Origin of the sequence: Glycomyces sp. TRM65418 (assembly GCF_019710475.1) — a bacterium.
Classification (GTDB): Bacteria; Actinomycetota; Actinomycetes; order Mycobacteriales; family Micromonosporaceae; genus Glycomyces.
The window spans coordinates 18,468-36,771 of sequence record NZ_JAJFAX010000013.1 but is presented as its reverse complement, the minus strand read 5'-3'; the positions used below and the strand labels follow the sequence as shown (position 1 = coordinate 36,771).

Below are 18,304 nucleotides of genomic sequence, written 5' to 3'. Positions count from 1 at the left end.
ATGTCAGTGAACATTCACCTCTATCTCGACGTGGACGGCCTCGAATCACCGGACGAAGCCGATCGCGTCGGGACGGCGGTGAACCTCCTGATGGAGGACCACGGGATCGAGTCGTGGACGGCGGTGGGCGTCTTCCACGAACCGCCTTGCGTCACCGCGCGCAGCGAGCCCGCGGCGATCATCGTCCGCGGCTTCGCCGAGTGGAGCGAACGGTTCGAGCGCGACGTTGAACGGTCGGTCCACGCCGTCGCTCCCCGGGCCCGCATCGGTCTCGAGTGGGGTTGCCCGGATCTGGCGTGAGACCCCGCCGAGTACACGAGCCGGATAGCGAGTGGGGCCGGGGAAGCGCCTTAGGCTCGGGTCAGCAGCGGCAGATGACGATGCCGGGCTCGAAGGCCGCATTGCGGTCCCGCGGCTCCTCCCCGTGGCCCCAGCCGTCGGTGTGCGCCTTCTCGTGCGCGCCGACCCGGTCCCAGTCCGACTGGCCGGCGCCGTACCGCTCCATCTCGCACTTGTCGTACACGATGTACCAGTCGCCCTCCGACCACCAGGTCGCGTAGGCCAGGACGTTGTCATGGCAGTCGCCGCCGTAGTACGTCGGCACGTTCCCGTCGAGGTCGGGCGGGTAGGTATGGCCCTTGTCGCCGTGGTGGAGGACGGAGAAGTCCTCGGAGGCCGCGGCCTCCACCTGTTCGGGAGTCGGATCGGTGATGACGCTCAGCGTCAGGATGTCGCCGTCATGGGAGTGGCCGTCGGCTGCTTCGGGTGCCGGGGCGTCCATGGCCGGGACCAAGAGCATGGCCAGCATGCCGACGCTGGCGAGGAGGGTTTTCAGGGGCATATGCAATCCTTCGGGGGAGCGGGAATGAAATATCCCGAGATGAGCGGATATATCTGTAAGGTTTCCATACAGATGTAAATCTGTCAATGAATCCGCCCTGCCGTCCCGGCGCCGGTCGACGGGCACGGCCTCTGCCGAGATCGCTCCCCGTATCGGGCTTCGGGTCCGCCGGCGAGACGGGCGCGAGACCAATGCGCGGTCCCGAGAACCCGCAGCCGTCCGTCCGTGACCACGGAAACGCCCCGGAGGCGACGGCTGAAATCCAAGCACCCTCCAAGGACCTCCTAGCAGGCCGAAGCTCACTCCGGGACTGCTTTCGCGGTTTCCGGCCTGCTGGAGCTGCCTTGAGGGCTTCATGCAGCACCGGGCTCGATCCGAGCTCCCCAAGGGTTGTCGATCGCGTATCGCCAGTGGCCGTCGGGGCCTCGACGGGCGACGTCGGTCGCGGTGCCGCGGACGTCGATCTGCCGTCCGCGGCACTGCGACCGGTGATCGACCAGTCGACGATGAGCAGCGCGAGATCCCCGTTGATCGACACCGAGCGAGGCTCGACTCGGATGGGCAGCCCCAGCGCGGGTCAGGCTGGTTGGAAGACGGCAGAGGTGACCAGTGCCGAACGCAGCCGAACTCGGGTCAGAAGCACGGCGAAACTATGACTGCAGCGTCGGCGAATCTATGATTACAATCGTTAATCCGTCTGCTACCGTCGCCGCAGGTCGAACCTTCTGCCTCGCCGGGCGCTCGCCCATCTGAACGAGCGCGTTGACGCGTTCCGAGCGGTCGTGGTCGGCGGTCCTCGGCAAGCGGGAAAGACCACGCTGCTGCGACAGCTGCATGCTCAACGAGGCGGAACCTTCGCGACCCTCGATGACCCGACCGTTCTCCAGACGGTCCGGGCCGACCCCTCGGGATTCGCCGGATATGGTTCGGCGCCGCGGATCTTCGACGAGGTTCAACGCGGTGGCGATGATCTTCTGCTCGCGGTCAAGCGGCTCATGGACCTCGACGACGCGCCCGGCCAGTTCGTGTTGTCGGGCTCGACGCGGTTTCTGACGGTGCCGACGTTGTCGGAGTCGCTGGCGGGGCGAGCCGTGTTCGTCGACCTCTGGCCGTTGAGCGCCGCCGAGCGGACGAGGTCAGAGGTCGATGCGCCTGCGCTCCTGTTCGATCGGGAGCGACTGTTGCACTCATCGCCGGCATCGCAGTGGGGTAGGGGCGACTACTTCAAGCTCATCTGCGAGGGAGGTTACCCGGAGGCGGTCCGAATCCGGTCCGAACCGCTTCGCGCGGACTGGTTCGACAGCTATGTGTCCACAGTGGTACTGCGGGGCGTCGCGGAGTTCGCGGACGTTCGCCATGCCAACCTGGTGCCGCAGCTCCTGCGCCTGGTCGCCGCGCGTAGCGGGTCGAACCTGGTGCTTTCCGGCCTCGCCAGGAGCCTCGAACTCAACCACGCCACCGTCCGCGACTATCTCGGCTATCTCGACATCGTCTACCTGACCGCGAAACTGCCGACGTGGTCGACCAACCTGACCTCGAAGCTCATCAAGACCCCGAAGGCCTACGTCACCGATTCGGGCCTGACGGCGTCGCTGCTCGGAGCGGACCTGGAAGCGGTGTCCGCACCCGGGCACCCGCTTGCAGGGCCGCTGGTGGAGACCTTCGTGTTCGCCGAGCTGACCCGACAGCTGACGGTGAGCGCGCTCAGGGCTGGACTGCATTTCTACCGTCACCGGGACGGCCGCGAGATCGACTTCGTGCTCGAACGCAGAGACGGAGCGGTAGTGGCCATCGAGGTCAAGGCCTCGGCGACGGTGCGGTCCGACTCGTTCAAGCACCTCCATTGGCTCCGTGATCGACTCGGTGACCGGTTCCGCGCAGGCTATGTCCTCTACCTGGGTGAGGAGCTGAGGCCGTTCGGACCTGACATGGCGGCCGTCCCACTCTCAGCGCTCTGGGGCGGCGCGCCCCTGCCGTGACCGCCGCTTCGACGTATTGAGGCCCACCGCAACTCGGCAACGATCGACGTGCGCCCGGCAACTCGAACAGGGAAAGCGAAGGGCCTCTCCGATGTGTCGGGGAGGCCCTTCAGCAATCTGCAGGAGTGACAGGACTCGAACCTGCAACCCTCGGTTTTGGAGACCGATGCGCTACCAATTGCGCCACACTCCTCCGCCAGCCCGTTGCCCGGCTGGCCGCAACCATCTTACGTGTTGCCTCCACGCCGGTGCAACCGGGTTGGCTTGGGTGTTCTCGCTGGTTAGGAGGCCGGGACGACCGAGCCGTCGGCCCAGGTGTCGAGGATGAACTGCTTGACCTCGTCCGACTGGAGCAGCTCGGCCAGCTTCAGGACGTCCTCGTTCTCCGCGTTCGCGGCCGTGGCCACCAGGTAGTTCGCGTACGGGTTGCCCTCGGGCGACTCGCTGTGCAGGGCGTCCTCCGCCGGGCTCAGGTCGGCTTCCAGCGCGTAGTTGCCGTTGATCACGGCGGCGTCCACGTCCTCCAGGGAGAGCGCGAGCTGCGCGGCCTCCAGGGGCACGAACTCGAGGTTCTTCGGGTTCTCGGCGATGTCGTCCTCGGTGGCGAGGGTCGCGTCCACGCCGTCGGCGAGGGTGATCAGGCCCGCGTCCGCGAGGAGCGCGAGCGCGCGGCCGCCGTTGGAGCCGTCGCCCGGGATCGCGATCTGCCCGCCCTCGGGGATCTCCTCGACCGAGGCCACGCCGTTCGAGTACAGCCCCAGCGGCTCGATGTGCACCGGCGCCACGGTCACCAGGTCGGTGCCGTTCGCGGCGTTGTACTCGTCCAGGTACGGCTCGGTCTGGAAGAAGTTCGCGTCCACCGAGCCGTCCGCGGTCGCCACGTTGGGCTGCACGTAGTCGGTGAACTCTTCGACCTCGATGGTGAGCCCGGCGTCCTCGGCCAGGTTCTCGGCGATGTAGTTCAGGATGTCCGCGTGCGGCACGGGGGTCGCGGCCACGACCACGGTGCCGCCCGTCTCGGTGGGCTCCGACGCGGACTCGTCGCCGCAGGCGGCGAGGGTGAAGACCGTGGCGGTCGCTGCGGAGGCGGCCAAAAGGGCACGACGATTGAACATGGTGTTCTCCTATAGGTGGGGAATTACTTAGCGGCGGTCGAGGGTGCGGGCGCACCGGTCGCCGAGGATCTGGAACAGCTGCACGAGCACGACGAGGATCACCAGCGGCCAGATCATGTACTCGGTCTGGAAGCGCTGGTAGCCGTAGCGGTAGGCCAGGTCGCCCAGGCCCCCGCCGCCCACGATCCCGGCCATGGCCGAGTACGAGACGACGGCGACGAGCGTCACGGTGAAGCCGCGGATGAGGCCCGGCGTGGCCTCGGGCAGGACCACCCGCCACACCACGGCGGGGGTCGACGCGCCCATCGAGCGGGCCGCTTCGATGAGGCCCGGCTGGACCTCCAGCAGGGCCCCTTCGACGAGCCTCGCGAAGAACGGGATGGACGCGATGGTGAGCGGGACGATCGCGGCCTCGGTGCCGATGCTCGTCCCGGTGATCAGGCGCGTGAGCGGCACGACCGCGACCATGAGCAGCACGAACGGCGCGCTCCGGCCGATGTTGACGATCAGGCCGAGCGGGGCGTTGACGACGGCGGCAGGCCGCGGGCCCGGCGTCGACGTGATGTAGAGGACGACCCCGAGGAGCAGCCCGCCCAGGAGCGTCCACGCGCCCGCGACCCCCACGATGTGCAGGGTCTCCCAGAACGCTTCGGCGAGCTGTTCGGCCAGGCGCGGGTTCACTGCGCCACCTCCTCGCCGAGCAGGCGGGACGCCAGGCGCCGAGCCTGGCCGCCGAGCCGCGAGTCCGGGTCCGCGAGGAGCTCGGGCGTCGGGCCGGTCTCGACGAACCGGCCGGCCTCCATCACCGCCGCGCGGTGGCAGATGCGGGTGATGACCTCGAGCTCGTGCGTGATGAGCAGGATGGTGAGCCCCAGTTCGCGGTTGAGCCGCGCGAGCAGATCGAGGATCTCGTCCGTGGTGTCCGTGTCGAGCGCGCTCGTGGCCTCGTCCGACAGCAGCACCGCCGGGTCCGCGGCGAGCGCCCGCGCGATCGCCAGGCGCTGGCGCTGGCCGCCGGAGAGCTGCCCCGGGTAGGCCTTCGCCTTGTCGGCCAGGCCCACGAGGTCGAGCAGTTCGAGCGCCCGCTCGCGCCGCGCGGCGCGCGGCGTCCCCCGGAACCGCAGCGGGAGAGCGACATTGGACGCCGCGTTGCGGTTCGACAGGAGGTTGAAGTGCTGGAAGATCATCGCGGTCTTGGCCCTCGCGGCCCGCAGCTCGCGTCCGCGCAGCGCCGTCAGCTCGCTGCCGTCGACCTCGACGGTGCCCTCGTCAGGGCGCGTGAGGAGGTTGACGGTGCGCAGGAGCGTCGACTTGCCGGCGCCGGAGCGCCCGAGGATGCCGAAGATCTCGCCGGAGGCGACGTCGAGGTCCACCGCGTCGAGCGCGACGAGGCCGCCGAAGCGTTTGGTCACGCCGGACAGGCGGATGCTGGAACTGGTGTCCATGAGGAAGGAAGATCGCTTTCGCTGTGGGGGATCGCCGCTTCGGGGCGCGACGGTGCAGGGACCCTCAGCTGTCGCACATTCGGCAGCACGACGCGGCGACGCGGGGCGCGTCGCTGAGGCGTTCGAGGTGCTGGCCGTTCACAGTGCGCAAGTGAAGCAGGCGATCGCCCGAACGCCAAGGCTCTGTGACGAACGCCGCGGGGAACCTCGCCGGTGTTCGCGCCCGTGGTCCGGTTTGCGAGCCGTCACTTGGTGCAGCGACGACACCTCGCTGAGATAGGGTTCGGCCATGACTGTTGCGACGATTCCCGCCCCGGCGTTCGCGATCGAGCGGTTCAAGCTCGACAACGGGCTGCGGGTGGTCCTCGCGCCGGACCCGGGGGCCCCCGTGGTCGGCGTCGCGGTGGTGTACGACGTGGGCATGCGCTCCGAGCCCGAGGGCCGCACCGGCTTCGCCCACCTCTTCGAGCACATGATGTTCCAGGGCTCCCACAACGTCGGCAAGGCCGAGCACATGCGGCACGTCCAGTCCGCGGGCGGCACCTTCAACGGTTCGACCCACATCGACTACACCGACTACTTCAACCTCCTGCCCTCCAACGGCCTCGAACTGGCGCTGTTCCTGGAGGCCGACCGGATGCGCGGCCCCGCGATCACCGAGGAGAACCTGGCCAACCAGGTCTCCGTGGTGAAGGAGGAGATCCGGGTCAACGTCCTCAACCGCCCCTACGGCGGCTTCCCGTGGATCAAGCTCCCGCCGGTCATGTTCGACACGTTCGCGAACTCGCACGACGGCTACGGCTCGTTCGTCGACCTCGACGCGGCCACGGTCGCGGACGCGAAGTCGTTCTTCGAGGCCTACTATCCGGCCTCGAACGCGGTCCTGTCGGTCGCCGGCGACTTCGACGTCGAGCAGGCGCGCGAACTGGTGCAGCGCCACTTCGGGAGCGTCGAGGACCGGCCCGCGCCGGTCCTGCCCTCGTTCGCCGAGCCCGACCTCACCGCCGAGCGCCGCGAGTCTTACGTGGACGAGCGCGCGACGCTGCCGGCCGTCGCCGCCGCCTGGCGCGTGCCCGACCCGGTGACCGACCTCGAGGCGTTCCTGCCGTACGTGGTCCTCGGCGAGCTCCTCACCGACGGCGACGCCTCCCGCCTGGTCGAGCGCCTGGTCCACACCGACCGCACTGCCTCCGCCGTGGCCGCGCACACCACCTTCATGGCCGAGCCCTTCGCCTCGCGGGGCCCGACGGTCCTGCTGGTCCAGGCGTTCCTGCCGCCGGGCACCGCCGTCGACACCGTGCTCGGCACGATCGACGTCGAGCTCGCGCGCGTCGCCGAAGGCGTCGAGGAGGCCGAACTCGACCGCGTCAAGGCCCGCGTCGCCGCCCAGCTGCTGCGCGGCGACGACTCGGTCATGGGCCGCTCGCGCCGCTTCGCGACCGCCGAGATCTTCCACGGCGACGCCGCGATGTCGACCCGGTTCCCGGTCCTGCTCGGCGAGGTCACCGCCGAGTCGGTCGCGCGGGCCGCCGCCAGCCTGACGCCGCAGCGCCGCGCCGTCCTCGAAGTCGTTCCCGGAGGAGCCAAGTGAGCAACGTCGTCCCAGGTCTCACCCCGGAAGTCCCGCTGTCCCTGCCGGTCCCGGTCGAACGCACCCTGCCGAACGGCCTCAGGGTGCTGCTCACCCGCCGCCCCGGCGTCCCGCTCGCCGAGGTGCGGCTGTCGATCCCCGCCGCGCACGCCGACCTCGCGACGGCCGACCTGCTCGCCTCCGCGCTCTTCTCCGGCACCGAGACGAACTCGATGACCGAGATCGCCCAGCGCCTCCAGGGCGTCGGCGGCGCCCTCGGCGCCGGGGCCGACCCCGACCGGATCGCCGTGTCCGGCAACAGCCTCGCGACCGGCCTGCACGAGCTCCTCGACGTGCTCGGCGACCTGCTCAAGGCCGCCGACTACCCGGCCGGGCCGCTCACGGTCGAGCAGTCCCGCATCATCGACGGCCTCTCCGTCGCCGAGCAGCAGCCGGACTTCCAGGTCAACCGCGTCCTCGACGCCCGCCTGTGGGGCGACCACCCGTACGGCCACCAGCAGCCCACCGCCGCCGAGGTCGCCGCGGTCACGCGCGAAGCGGTCCTCGCCCTGCACGCCGCCCGCATCCACCCGAACGGGGCGCGCCTGGTCATCGTGGGCGACATCGACACCGACGCGGCGGGCGCCGCGGTCGAGAAGGCCCTCGGCGACTGGAACGGCGCGGGGGAGCCGCGCCGCATGGAGCCGCTGCCCGACCTCGTCTCCGGGCCGCTCCTCCTGGTCGACCGGCCCGGCTCGGTGCAGTCCGCGATCCGCGTCGCCTACCCGGCCGTCGAGCGCACCCACCCGGACAACGCCGCCCAGCACCTCGCGAACCTCGTGTTCGGCGGCTACTTCTCCTCGCGCCTGGTCATGAACCTGCGCGAGACCAAGGGCTACGGCTACTCGCCGCGGTCGCGCGTGGACCACTCGCCGGCCGGCTCGGTCCAGCTCGCCGCCGTCGACGTGGCCACCGAGGTCACCGGCCCGGCGCTCGCCGAACTCCGCGCCGAGCTGCGCGGCATGGCCGAGCGCCCGCCCGCCGCCGACGAACTCGACCTGGCCCGCCGCTACGCGCTCGGCTCGGTCAAGCTCGCGACCGCCACGCAGGCGGGCGTCGCCAACTACATCTCGGTGCTCGCCGCCGCCGGGCTGCCGCTCGCGTGGCTCACCGAGCACTCGGAGCGGATCCGCGAGGTCACGCCCGCGGACGTCCAGCGCGTGGCGGCCGAACGGCTCGACCCCGACCGCGCGGTCACGGTCGTCCTCGGCGACGGCGGGGAGATCCGCGAGTCGCTGGCCGCGTTCGGCGAGATCGAGGTGCCATGAGGAAGCCGCCCTTGGCGATCGACGTGCTCGACCGCTTCGGCGAGCGCCGCGGCGACGACGAGTGGCTCGCGGCCGCATGGGAGCAGGCGCAGATCGTCGTCTGCGATCCGGACAACGAGCGGATCGCGGGCGACGACGACGGCCTCCACTACTACGACGCGGACACCGCCCCCGAAGGCGAGCGCGTCTACCTCGGCGGGGAGCGCCCGCCGGTGTTCGCGGTCTTCGCGGACCTGCCCGACGGCCTGCCGGGCCGCTGGATCAGGCCGGACTGGGACCGCCGCGACCTCGCGATCGCCGTGCAGGCCATCGCGATCGCCCACTGGCACGCGACCTACCGGTTCCATCCGACCACGGGCGAGCCGCTGCGGCCGCGCATGGCGGGCTGGGAGCTCGCGGCAGAGACGGGCCGCCCGGTCTTCCCGCGCACCGACCCGGCCGTGATCGTCCTCATCGACGACGGCGCGGACAAGGTGCTGCTGGCCCAGCACCGCCGCTACGGCGGCCCGCCGAAGCACGCGGCGCCCGCGTCGACCCGGAGCGGTCGATACGCGTGCATCGCCGGGTTCGTCGAACCGGGGGAGTCGGCCGAGGCCGCGGTGCACCGCGAAGTCGGCGAGGAGATCGGCATCAAGCTCGACCGGCTCGAGTACGTCTCCAGCCAGCCGTGGCCCTACCCGCGGTCGCTCATGCTCGCGTACCGGGCGACCGCCGACGCGTCCCAGGAGCTGGTCCTCCAGGACGACGAGATCGCCGACGCGCGGTGGTTCACCCGCGACGAGGTGCGGCAGATGTGGGTCGACACCGACGCGGCCACGCCGAGCGCGGTGCGGATCTCCGTGGCGCGCTTCCTCATCGACGGCTGGCTGGCCGAAGCCGGCTGAGGCCGGCCTCAGCCGACGACGACAGGGGTTTCCTCGGCCTCGTCGGGCTCCCTGGTCTTGCCCGCGACGGCCCGTTGCGCGGTGAACACGCCCGCGACGACGACGAGCCCGCCGATGATCTGCGGCACGGTGAGCGCCTCGCCCAGCAGCGCCCATGCCGCGAGCGCGGCCACGACGACCTCGGCGTACCCGATGCCGCCGGCCACCGGGGCGGAGATGAACCGCAGGCCGTTCAGGCCGAGGCCGTAGGCGGTGGCCGTGAAGGCGATGAGCGCGATGACGGCGATCGTGCCGGTGACGCCGACGCCGCCGAGCGTCACCTGGGTCGACAGTGCGCCCCAGTTCATCGCCCACGGGGTGGCGAGGGGCGCGAGGGCGATCGCGCCGGTGGTGAAGCCGATCGCGAGCAGGACCCGAACGTCCACTTTCGCCGTCAGCCGCTCCCCGGCGAGGAAGTAGGTGGCCTGGCAGGCGGCGGCGGCCGAGCCCGCCATGAGGCCGATCGCGTCGAGCTGGAGGCCCGACCAGACCTCGACGACGATGCACAGTCCGGCGATGCTGAGGAACGCGCCGATGACCGCGGCGCGCGGCAGCACCGTGCGGCGCACGAATCGCACCCACGCGACGACGACGATGGGACCCATGAATTCCAGGAGGAGCGCGATGCCGACGGGCAGGCGCTCGACCGCGATGAAGTAGAAGGCCTGCACCGCTGCGATCGCGGTGAGGCCGAACAGGGCGAGGGCGCCCCAGGGAAGTCGGTCGCCTCGGCGGAGGAGGCGGACGAGCGGCACCGCGGCGGCGGCCACGGCGAGGAGCCCCACGCCGCAGATGCGCAACCACGTGACCTGGATCGGGGTGAGCCCGGCTTGGATCACGACCTTGCCGAGGGGGCCGCAGATGCCGAAGGCCAGGGCGGCGGCCAAGACGAGGGTGACGCCGAGGGCGGCGCGAGGTGACGACATTCGGGCTCCACGGGTCGACCGTCGGTGGGGCGCGTCGGAACCGGGACCGAGCCGGGACTCGGGCCGGTCGTGGCAGTCGCATGGCCCGCAAGCGCGCTTGCGAGCCAGGTGCGGCCGGAACCGACGCGCGGATGCTGTTGGGGGAGTTGCCGAACCGCGGGGTTCGGCACCAGTGCCGCCGGCTTGCGGCACCCAAGGAAAAAGGCCCGGGACGGATCCATCCCGGGCCTGAATGCTTAGCGACCACCCCTCGAAGTCGCTAAGCAAGCTTGACGAGTCAACTATAGGGCATCGTACCGGCTTTGTGTCCTAAACGTGACCATCGTCTCGGCATGTGGCACAGGTCAAGCCGCGAGTTTCGCCTTCACCTGCGCGAGAGAGGGATTCGTGAGCGCGGTGCCGTCCTCGAACTGCACGGTCGGGACGGTCGCGTTGCCGCCGTTGACCCCCATGACGAACGCGGCGGCCTCCGGGTCCTCCTCGATGTTGACCTCTTTATAGAGGACGCCCTCGCGGTCGAACGCCGACTTCAGTCGCCTGCAGTAGCCGCACCAGGTGGTGCTGTACATGGTGATCATCGATCCTCCTTCTCCATCGACAGTAACGCCATACCGCCCAGGGGCATTCCCGCGAGGGCCCGGGGCCGCGGCGGTCCTCACCGCCATGCGAGGACGAGGCGCGTCAGACCCTTCAAGCACCTTCGGCAGCGAGGGCTCGGCGCTTCGATCCGCGTGCCTCGGCCGCCGCCCTGCAACCCGAACCGCTCGCGGCGGTCCGGGTACCGCGACCGCATCGTGCGAGCCGACCCGCGCACGGCGGCCCGGTCGTTCACCTCGGCCCGTGTCCGGCACCCGAGCCGTTCGCCGTGGCCGTGATCACTCGATGCGCGTTCGGGCGAACCACTCCCGAGTTCCTGTCGGGCGCTTCTGCGACACTGGTCGGATGACCGCACGCGATCAGGCCCTCGAACGACTCCTCTCGGGACTCGACCCTGAACAGCGCGAGGCGGTGACGGCCGATCCCGGCCCGGTCTGCATCCTCGCCGGCGCCGGCACCGGCAAGACCCGCGCCGTCACCCACCGCATCGCCTGGCGCGTCCTGCGCGGCGACATGCGCGGCCAGCACGTCACCGCCGTCACCTTCACCGCCCGCGCCGCGGGGGAGATGCGCGACCGCCTGCGCGGCCTCGGCGTCGCCGGCGTCAACGCCCGCACCTTCCACTCCGCCGCGCTGCGCCAGCTCCGCTACTTCGGCATGCGCCGCTTCAACGGCCGGCTCCCCGACCTGGTCGACTCCGCGCTCAAGTTCACGGCCATCGCCGCCGCGCGCGCCGGGCTCCAGACCTCCCGCGCCAAGAACTTCGACCTCACCACCGAGATGGAGTGGGCGGCCTCCTCCCTCATCGGCCCCGACGACTACGTGAGCGCCATCGCCGCGATCGGCCGCGACGCCCCGGCCCCGCCCGAGGACGTCGCCAAGGTCTACGCCGCCTACGTCGAGGCCAAGCGCCGCGCCGGCGTCATGGACTTCGCCGACGTCCTCGCCCACACCGCCGACATGATCACCGAAGACGAGTCGATCGCCGACCAGATCCGCAGCCAGTACCGCTTCTTCGTCGTCGACGAGTACCAGGACGTCACCCCGCTCCAGCAGCGCCTGCTCGACGCCTGGCTCGGCGACCGCGACGACATCACCGTCGTCGGCGACGCCAGCCAGACCATCTACTCCTTCACCGGCGCCACCTCGAAGTACCTGCTCGACTTCACCCGCCGCCACCGGTCCGCCGCCCTGGTGCGCCTCGTGCGCGACTACCGCTCCACCCCCCAGGTGGTCGGCCTCGCCAACCAGATCATCGGCGAGTCCAAGGGCCGCGAGGCCAAGATGCGGCTCGAGCTCATCGGCCAGCGGCCCGACGGCCCCGCCGTCACCGCCGAGGTCTTCGCCGACGAGGCCGAAGAGGCCGACATGATCGCCCGCCGCTGCTCCCAGCTCATCGCCGACGGCACCAGCGCCTCCGAGATCGCCGTCCTCTACCGCACCAACGCCCAGTCCCAGGCCTACGAGGAGGCGCTCGCCTCCTACGGGGTCCCGACCGTGGTCACCGGCGCGGCCCGCTTCTTCGACCGGCCCGAGGTGCGCCAGGCCCTGGTCGCGCTGCGCTCGGCGGTCAAGGCCGACATCGGGCGGATGCCGCTCCTCGAGGCCGTCCCGGCCGCGCTCGAAGCGATCGGCTGGCGTCCCGACGCCGCCCCTTCCGGCGGGGCGCAGCGCGAGGCGTACGAGGCGGTCACGGCGCTGGCGGGGCTCGCCGAGCAGTTCCTCGAGCATCACCGGGCGAACCCCGACGAAGACGGGCCCGAGCCGGACCTGGAGGCGTTCTGCGCCGAGCTGTCCCGCCGGGCCGCCGAGCAGCACGCCCCGGCCGTGGAGGGCGTGACCCTCGCGAGCCTGCACGCGGCCAAGGGCCTCGAGTGGGACGTGGTGTTCCTCGTCGGCCTGGCCGACGGCACCCTTCCGACGACGTTCGCCCGCACCGACATCGCGCTGGAGGAGGAGCGGCGCCTGCTGTACGTCGGCATCACCCGCGCCCGCGAGCGCCTCCAGCTCTCCTACGGCCTCGCCCGCAACGCGGGCGGGCGGGAGCGGCGGCTCTGCCGCTTCCTCGCGCCCCTGGGGCTGGGCGGGTTCCCGCGCCTGCCCGAACCGGGCGCCGCCGCGTCGAAGCCGCGCGAGCGCAAACGGGCCAAAGTCCTCGACTGCTCCGGCTGCGGCAAGCCGCTGACCGACGCAAGAGACCGCAAGCTGGGACATTGCGCCGATTGCCCCGCCACTATGGACGAAGCGCTCTTCGAGCGGCTGCGGGAATGGCGGGTGAGCGTCGCCAAGCGGGACGGCAAACCGGCCTTCACGGTATTCACCGATGTGACCTTGATCGCGATCGCGGAGCGCTGTCCGGGATCCGACACTGAACTCGCGTCCCTGCACGGCATCGGGAAGTCCAAACTCGACAAGTACGGTCCCGCGGTGTTGCACCTGGTCAACGGTGGAGAAGTGAACGAGGCCGTCGCGATGTGCGGAGAGGGGCCCTGACGTGGCAAACGACTGGCAAAAACTTTCTTTCGGGACTCGCGGAAAAAGGCGTTGCGCTCCCGAGCGGGTCGGGCGTAGCGTAGCTGCTGCCGGGTGAGGTGTGTGCCTCATGCACCGGCAAGAGGAGATGAAGACCAATGTTGACCACGGAACCCGAAGGGAGGGGACAGACGATGACGCTGCTCAACGAAACCCAGCACGTGACGACGCTTGAGTCGGCCGTCGCCGTCTATCGGCGCCTCGCGCCTGTCCCCGCCTCGCTCCGTGGCACCACTCTGCCCGTCGCCGTCCTGAACACGGTTCCGAGCACCGTCAACACGATTGACAACACCGATATGGGCGCCAAGGAACTTCTTGGTCGTGGCCGTGCATTCGCCGGCCTCGGTTGGCAGCCGGTTCTCGGCTCCGAGAAGCGTCACGGCGTCACCCGCGGGAAACCGCCTCGAGAACATCGAAAGGGCTTACAGAAGCCCGCTCGGACCCTCTCGAGGCCGCGAATCCCGCAACAGGGATCGCGGCCTTTTTGTATGGCTCATGCCAGGTCGCGGCCCACCAGTAGAAGACAGACGAGACGGATTGCGAAGCAATTGAGTCCTCAACCAGCACTGATGCGACCGAACGAAGCATTGAAGCCGAATGAGATGAGAGAGGAGACCGAGCTCATGACCGACACCCTCATCGGGCCCGAGCTGCGGGAACAGGCATGCGAGACCGGCGGGGACCTGCCCTGCCGCGAATACGACGCCGACCTGTGGTTCTCGGAGCAGCCCACCGAGCTGGAGTTCGCCAAGTCCCTGTGCACCGACTGCCCGGTGCGGCTGGACTGCCTGACCGGCGCGCTCGAGCGCCACGAGCCCTGGGGCGTCTGGGGCGGCGAGATCTTCGAGAAGGGGAACGTCGTGGCCCGCAAGCGGCCGCGCGGCCGGCCCCGCAAGGACGCCGCGCTCATCGAGCAGGCCGCGGAGGCCGAGCTCGCCGCGCGGACCAGGGAACTCGCGATCGCGGGGGTGTCGGTCTCATGACGGTCGAACACCTGAGCCGCCATCTCAAGCGGGATGTCGGCGCGAATGACCTCGAGGTCCTCCTGAGCGGGGAGATCGAGGCCGGTCGGCCCATGCTGCCGACGAGCACGCTGTTCGGACGCGTCGGACGACTGCGCATGCGCGGCATGTGGAAGGAAGCCGGCTACTCGGGCCGCCACCGCCGACGGGGCCGACTTTGAACGCGCACTGACCGCGTTGGCTGAAGGGATCCATCCCTGAACGGGGATGGGTCCCTTTTGTTGTGCCCGGAACCGGGCGGCGGGTGCAGGCCCGCGGCGCGGATCAGCGCTCGCGGCTCGGGTCGGTGCCTTCGGGGTCGGCGAAACCCGGGAGCCACTCCTCCAGGATCGTCCGCCATTTCGCGGTCGCGCCCAGTTGGCACAGCACCCCGATCGAGCCCATGGTCACCCGGTGGATGAGCAGGTACGACGGCGGGAAGCTCAGCTGCTTGTTCAGCTTCGCGGCCTCCGAGCCCTGGCCCGTCAACCGCGTGCTCTCCCCCCGCAGCCACTCGCGCGAGAACTGGAACTCGTCGCCCGCGATCGGCTCCAGCAACGGCCGGAGCAGTTCGAGCATCGCCTTCGCGTCGATCTGCAGACCCGGCGGCACGAAACCCTCGCCGCGCAGTCCCGCCACCACCTCCTCGGCCTTGCCGTCCAACGTCAGGCGCGTCAACCGCCCCACCTGCACCGGCATCCCGCCCGGCAGGCGCGCCGCCGCGCCGAAGTCGTAGACGATCAGCCGCCCGTCGTCGCCGATCGCGAAGTTGCCCGGGTGCGGGTCGGCGTGCAGGAGCCCGACGCGCTTGGGCGCCGAGAAGTGGAGGGTCGCCAACCGCAGCCCCGCCGCGTCGCGCTCCTCCTGCGTGCCCTCGGCGATGACCTGCGACAGCGGTGTGCCCGCGATCCACTCGGTCACCAGCACCTCGCTGCCGGCGTGGACCACTTCGGGCACCACGATCAGCGGGTCCCCGCGGAAGGCCTCGGCGAACTCCTGCTGCGTCGCCGCCTCCAGCTCGTAGTCGAGCTCTTCGAGGAGGCGCTCGCGCAGTTCGACGGTGATCCGCTTGACGTCGAAGTTCGGCTGGAGCACCTTGAACATCGGGGCCATGCGCGAGAGCTGACGCAGATCCGAGCGCAGGGCGTCGCCCGCGCCCGGGTACTGGATCTTGACGGCGACCTGCCGTCCGTCCTGCCACACCGCCCGGTGCACCTGGCCGATGCTCGCCGCCGCCGCCGGAGCATCGTCGAATTCGGCGAACCGCTCGCGCCAGTCCGCGCCCATCTGCCGCTCGAGCACGCCGTGGACGCTCGCCACCGGCAGCGGGGGAGCGGCGTTCTGCAGCTTCGTCAGCGCCTGCCGGTACGGCGCGGCCAGATGCTCGGGAAGGGCCGCCTCGAAGATCGACAGCGCCTGGCCGAGCTTCATCGCCCCGCCCTTGAGCTGCCCCAGCACACTGAAGACGTGCTCGGCGGTGCGCCGCTGCGCCTGCTCGCTGAGGATCTCGTCAGCCAGCCCCGTCACCCGCTTCCCCAGCCCGACCGTGGCCCGGCCCGCCAGCCCCAAGGGCAGCGAGGCGAGCTTCATGCCCCGGGAGAACGCCCGGCGCGGGAGGTCGTCACCCGAGTGCCCGGATCCATGCCTGTCGCTCACGTTCCCAATGCTCTCACGGCCGGGCCGATTCGGCGTGTCCAAGAGCGTCCCAATCCTCGGCGGGACGCCGGTGGAAGACGCCCACGCGCGTCACCCGCCTGAGTGAAGCGGCGCGCCCGGGCTTACAGGCGTGAAATCTGTGGCATTCTGAGGCCGAACGGTCGCACAGCGTGACCGTCGCTCCAGGTCTTGCAGACAAGGCCGCGCACAACAGGGGGAAGCCAGTGGCTCAAGCAACGAAGACCTACAACGGCTACTGCGTCAAATGCCGTGAGAAGCGCGACTTCGAGGGCACCGTGGTCGTCTCGGACTCGGGCCGCCGGATGGCCAAGGGGACGTGCCCGACCTGCGGCACCAAGATGAACCGGATTCTCGGCAAGGACTCGTGACCTCAGGGCCGGGCGGCCCGCCCCCTCGTCTGATCCCACACTGCGGGAAACTGGCGAGGGGATTTTCTTGGCATTCCGGCGCAGTCGCCGCAATAGCGACATCCGCGTTATGCGATTGTCACCCCCGCGGTTTAATGTGCGTTCATGGCGCGCAAAGTGCATCCCCCCGTTGAAGTGCGGCGCTCTCCCCGGCGTCGCGCAACCGTAGCGGCCTATGAAGAACGAGGCCGTGTGGTCGTCATGATCCCCGACGCCTTCTCGGAGTCCGAGGAGCGCGAGTGGATCGACCACATGCTGGCGCGACTGCGCAAACGCGAGGCTCGCGACGGCCGCGCGTCCGACACCGCCCTGCGGGAGCGGGCCGTCAGACTCGCCCGCCGCTACTACCCCGACCACCCCGAGTGCGCCATGCCGCGAAGCGTCCGCTGGGTCGACAACCAGCGCCGCCGCTGGGGCTCGTGCACGCCCTCGGACGGCTCGATCCGGATCTCGCGCCGACTCGCGATGATGCCCTCATGGGTGATCGACTACGTCCTGCTCCACGAACTCGCCCACCTGGTGCACGCCGACCACTCGCGGCCGTTCTGGGACATGGTCGGCCGCTACGCCAAGGCCGAACGCGCCCGCGGCTACCTCGAAGGGATCGCCGACGCCGAAGCGAGCGGCGAGCGCCGCTGACCGGCGCCGCCGTCACTTCCCGTCGGGTTCGTCGTCCTCGTCCTTGGGGTCGTTGACCGCCAACTGGTCGAACATCGACAGGTCGAGGTCCTCGAGCGCTTCGGAGACCGTCGCGAACGTCTCGGGGTGCTCCAGGTCGGCCGCGCTCGGCATCAGGTCCGGGTGCGCCCACACCGCGTCGCGCCCGTCGATGCCCCGGACCTCGGTGAGCGACTGCCACAGCTGCGTGGCCGCCCGCACCTTCCCCGGGTCGAGCTGCAGTCCGACCAGCGCCTCGAACGTCTGCTCCGCCGGCCCGCCGGTCGCGCGGCGGCGCCGAGCCGACTCCATGAGCCGGTCCATCGTCGGGAGCCGCTCGCCCGCGGCCTCGGCCACGACCACGCTGATCCAGCCGGCGATGAGCGCCAGCGTCGTGCCGAGCCGCGACAGCGCCGCCTTCTGCTGCTCGGTGTCCTCCGTCTTGAAGACCTCGCTCAGGTCCAGGGTCGCCGCCGCCTCGGGGTCCATCGGGTCCATGCCCGACATGGCCTCCTCGATCGCCGACTCGTCGATGCGGATCTCCCGCGCGTACGCCTCCAGCGCGCCCAGCAGGTGCGAGCGCAGCCACGGCGCGTGCGTGAACAGCCGGTGCGACGCGGCCTCGCGCAGCGCCACGTACAGGCGTACTTCCTCGACCGGCAGCTCCAGGCCTTCGGCGTAAGCGGCGACGTTCCCCGGCAGGATCGCGGCCACCCCCGTCTTGCCAAGGGGCAGACCGACTTCGGTGGACGACAGCACCTCCCCGGCGAGCTTCGCCAGCGCCTGGCCCATCTGCGCCCCGAAGAGCGCCGAACCGACGCCCTTCATGAGGTCGGCCATCGGGCCGAGCATCCCGGCCATCTCCTCGGGGACGAGCGTCTGCATCGCCTCGCCCATCTGGGCGGCGAGCGGCTCGGCGAGCTGCTTCCAGGAGTCCTCGGTGCGCGCGATCCACTGCTTGCGGGTCCACGCGTCCGTCGCGGACACACCGGAAGGCCAGTTCACGGCCGAGTCCAGCCAGAGGTCGGCGAGGCGCACGGCCTCGGCGACCTGCGCCTGCTCGGCGGGGCCGACCACGTTCTCGGCCTTCAGTTCCGATTCGGCGAGCTGCTTGGCGAGCTGCCAGTTGACCGGACCGGACGACAGCGACTGCGCCATCATCTGTTGCAGCTGCTGCATCATCTGCTGCACCCGCGGGTCGTTCGGGTCGGGCAGGTCGCCGCCCAAGTTGCCGAAGCCGAAAGGAATATCGGAGCCCATGCGCCAACCGTACGTCAGAGTCGGGGTCGCGGGCCACGGCCCGCCG

General features: G+C 70.4%; 17 protein-coding genes, 1 tRNA gene and 2 pseudogenes. 10 read left to right on the top strand and 10 right to left on the bottom strand.

The genetic code is table 11. From position 1 onward, the window contains the following. Positions 1–300, top strand: coding sequence for a hypothetical protein (locus K3N28_RS21210; protein ID WP_228094756.1), 300 nt, complete (start codon positions 1–3; stop codon positions 298–300). A 61-nt stretch (positions 301–361) separates the two neighbouring features. Here K3N28_RS21210 and K3N28_RS21205 read toward each other — a convergent pair whose 3' ends face one another. Together K3N28_RS21205 and K3N28_RS23615 are read right to left on the bottom strand one after the other, a co-directional pair. Beyond that, complete coding sequence (locus K3N28_RS21205; protein ID WP_228094755.1) at positions 362–841, bottom strand: hypothetical protein; 480 nt, start codon at positions 839–841, stop codon at positions 362–364. A gap of 353 nt (positions 842–1,194) precedes the next feature. Beyond that, a pseudogene (locus tag K3N28_RS23615) lies at positions 1,195–1,412 on the bottom strand (DUF4440 domain-containing protein); the annotation flags it as partial. Positions 1,413–1,623: 211 nt separating this feature from the next. Between K3N28_RS23615 and K3N28_RS21200 the strand changes: the two are divergent. Next, positions 1,624–2,820: an ATP-binding protein gene (locus K3N28_RS21200; protein ID WP_228094754.1), complete on the top strand. Its 1,197-nt coding sequence runs from the start codon at positions 1,624–1,626 to the stop codon at positions 2,818–2,820. Positions 2,821–2,940: 120 nt separating this feature from the next. On the opposite strand, the gene K3N28_RS21195 is transcribed toward K3N28_RS21200, so the two are convergent. From K3N28_RS21195 to K3N28_RS21180, 4 genes and pseudogenes are all read right to left on the bottom strand, one after another. After that, positions 2,941–3,013, bottom strand: a tRNA-Trp gene (locus K3N28_RS21195). Between the two features lie 88 nt (positions 3,014–3,101). Continuing rightward, a complete protein-coding gene (locus K3N28_RS21190; RefSeq protein WP_228094753.1) occupies positions 3,102–3,935 on the bottom strand; it encodes a MetQ/NlpA family ABC transporter substrate-binding protein in 834 nt (277 codons plus the stop codon). A 27-nt stretch (positions 3,936–3,962) separates the two neighbouring features. Further along, a complete protein-coding gene (locus tag K3N28_RS21185; protein ID WP_228094752.1) occupies positions 3,963–4,616 on the bottom strand; it encodes a methionine ABC transporter permease in 654 nt (217 codons plus the stop codon). 53 nt (positions 4,617–4,669) lie between these two features. Next, positions 4,670–5,380, bottom strand: a pseudogene (locus K3N28_RS21180) (methionine ABC transporter ATP-binding protein); the annotation flags it as partial. Positions 5,381–5,669: 289 nt separating this feature from the next. Here K3N28_RS21180 and K3N28_RS21175 point away from each other — a divergent pair. Genes K3N28_RS21175 through nudC form a run of 3 tightly spaced genes read left to right on the top strand, consistent with a single transcriptional unit; the run spans position 5,670 to position 9,162 of the window. Further along, positions 5,670–6,971, top strand: coding sequence for a pitrilysin family protein (locus tag K3N28_RS21175; protein WP_228094751.1), 1,302 nt, complete (start codon positions 5,670–5,672; stop codon positions 6,969–6,971). Further along, positions 6,968–8,278 (top strand): pitrilysin family protein, encoded by a 1,311-nt coding sequence (locus K3N28_RS21170; RefSeq protein ID WP_228094750.1) that lies wholly within the window; start codon positions 6,968–6,970, stop codon positions 8,276–8,278. Before K3N28_RS21175 ends, K3N28_RS21170 begins: the two co-directional genes overlap by 4 nt. Beyond that, positions 8,275–9,162 carry an NAD(+) diphosphatase gene (gene nudC, locus K3N28_RS21165; RefSeq protein ID WP_228094749.1) on the top strand — a complete coding sequence of 296 codons (888 nt, stop codon included), beginning with the start codon at positions 8,275–8,277 and terminating at the stop codon, positions 9,160–9,162. The genes K3N28_RS21170 and nudC overlap by 4 nt, the downstream gene beginning before the upstream one ends. An 8-nt stretch (positions 9,163–9,170) precedes the next feature. Here nudC and K3N28_RS21160 read toward each other — a convergent pair whose 3' ends face one another. Both K3N28_RS21160 and K3N28_RS21155 read right to left on the bottom strand, forming a co-directional pair. After that, positions 9,171–10,127, bottom strand: a complete 957-nt coding sequence (locus K3N28_RS21160) for a DMT family transporter (RefSeq protein ID WP_228094748.1) — start codon at positions 10,125–10,127, stop codon at positions 9,171–9,173. 344 nt (positions 10,128–10,471) lie between these two features. Beyond that, positions 10,472–10,705: a mycoredoxin gene (locus tag K3N28_RS21155; protein WP_228094747.1), complete on the bottom strand. Its 234-nt coding sequence runs from the start codon at positions 10,703–10,705 to the stop codon at positions 10,472–10,474. A gap of 364 nt (positions 10,706–11,069) precedes the next feature. On the opposite strand from K3N28_RS21155, the gene K3N28_RS21150 reads away from it, so the two are divergent. From K3N28_RS21150 to K3N28_RS21140, 3 genes are all read left to right on the top strand, one after another. Beyond that, positions 11,070–13,217, top strand: coding sequence for an ATP-dependent DNA helicase UvrD2 (locus tag K3N28_RS21150; protein WP_228094746.1), 2,148 nt, complete (start codon positions 11,070–11,072; stop codon positions 13,215–13,217). Between the two features lie 662 nt (positions 13,218–13,879). Continuing rightward, positions 13,880–14,239: a WhiB family transcriptional regulator gene (locus tag K3N28_RS21145; RefSeq protein ID WP_304608749.1), complete on the top strand. Its 360-nt coding sequence runs from the start codon at positions 13,880–13,882 to the stop codon at positions 14,237–14,239. Further along, complete coding sequence (locus K3N28_RS21140; protein WP_228094745.1) at positions 14,236–14,439, top strand: hypothetical protein; 204 nt, start codon at positions 14,236–14,238, stop codon at positions 14,437–14,439. The genes K3N28_RS21145 and K3N28_RS21140 overlap by 4 nt, the downstream gene beginning before the upstream one ends. Before the next feature lie 103 nt (positions 14,440–14,542). Here the strand turns inward: K3N28_RS21140 and K3N28_RS21135 are convergent, their stop codons facing one another. Then, a complete protein-coding gene (locus K3N28_RS21135; protein WP_374209849.1) occupies positions 14,543–15,847 on the bottom strand; it encodes an ABC1 kinase family protein in 1,305 nt (434 codons plus the stop codon). Positions 15,848–16,137: 290 nt separating this feature from the next. On the opposite strand from K3N28_RS21135, the gene K3N28_RS21130 reads away from it, so the two are divergent. Both K3N28_RS21130 and K3N28_RS21125 read left to right on the top strand, forming a co-directional pair. Continuing rightward, positions 16,138–16,302 (top strand): DUF5679 domain-containing protein, encoded by a 165-nt coding sequence (locus K3N28_RS21130; protein ID WP_228094743.1) that lies wholly within the window; start codon positions 16,138–16,140, stop codon positions 16,300–16,302. Between the two features lie 144 nt (positions 16,303–16,446). Continuing rightward, positions 16,447–16,980: a YgjP-like metallopeptidase domain-containing protein gene (locus K3N28_RS21125; RefSeq protein ID WP_374209848.1), complete on the top strand. Its 534-nt coding sequence runs from the start codon at positions 16,447–16,449 to the stop codon at positions 16,978–16,980. A 12-nt stretch (positions 16,981–16,992) separates the two neighbouring features. Here K3N28_RS21125 and K3N28_RS21120 read toward each other — a convergent pair whose 3' ends face one another. Next, positions 16,993–18,258: a zinc-dependent metalloprotease gene (locus tag K3N28_RS21120; RefSeq protein WP_228094742.1), complete on the bottom strand. Its 1,266-nt coding sequence runs from the start codon at positions 18,256–18,258 to the stop codon at positions 16,993–16,995. Between the last annotated feature and the right edge of the window lie 46 nt (positions 18,259–18,304).

Bases quoted from the DNA above. Each gene is read 5' to 3' on its own strand.
- K3N28_RS21210 (WP_228094756.1), top strand. From the start codon at position 1: ATGTCAGTGAACATTCACCTCTATCTCGACGTGGACGGCCTCGAATCA.
- K3N28_RS21205 (WP_228094755.1), bottom strand. From the start codon at position 841: ATGCCCCTGAAAACCCTCCTCGCCAGCGTCGGCATGCTGGCCATGCTC.
- K3N28_RS21190 (WP_228094753.1), bottom strand. From the start codon at position 3,935: ATGTTCAATCGTCGTGCCCTTTTGGCCGCCTCCGCAGCGACCGCCACG.
- K3N28_RS21175 (WP_228094751.1), top strand. From the start codon at position 5,670: ATGACTGTTGCGACGATTCCCGCCCCGGCGTTCGCGATCGAGCGGTTC.
- nudC (WP_228094749.1), top strand. From the start codon at position 8,275: ATGAGGAAGCCGCCCTTGGCGATCGACGTGCTCGACCGCTTCGGCGAG.
- K3N28_RS21160 (WP_228094748.1), bottom strand. From the start codon at position 10,127: ATGTCGTCACCTCGCGCCGCCCTCGGCGTCACCCTCGTCTTGGCCGCC.
- K3N28_RS21155 (WP_228094747.1), bottom strand. From the start codon at position 10,705: ATGATCACCATGTACAGCACCACCTGGTGCGGCTACTGCAGGCGACTG.
- K3N28_RS21150 (WP_228094746.1), top strand. From the start codon at position 11,070: ATGACCGCACGCGATCAGGCCCTCGAACGACTCCTCTCGGGACTCGAC.
- K3N28_RS21145 (WP_304608749.1), top strand. From the start codon at position 13,880: ATGACCGACACCCTCATCGGGCCCGAGCTGCGGGAACAGGCATGCGAG.
- K3N28_RS21140 (WP_228094745.1), top strand. From the start codon at position 14,236: ATGACGGTCGAACACCTGAGCCGCCATCTCAAGCGGGATGTCGGCGCG.
- K3N28_RS21135 (WP_374209849.1), bottom strand. From the start codon at position 15,847: ATGAAGCTCGCCTCGCTGCCCTTGGGGCTGGCGGGCCGGGCCACGGTC.
- K3N28_RS21125 (WP_374209848.1), top strand. From the start codon at position 16,447: ATGGCGCGCAAAGTGCATCCCCCCGTTGAAGTGCGGCGCTCTCCCCGG.
- K3N28_RS21120 (WP_228094742.1), bottom strand. From the start codon at position 18,258: ATGGGCTCCGATATTCCTTTCGGCTTCGGCAACTTGGGCGGCGACCTG.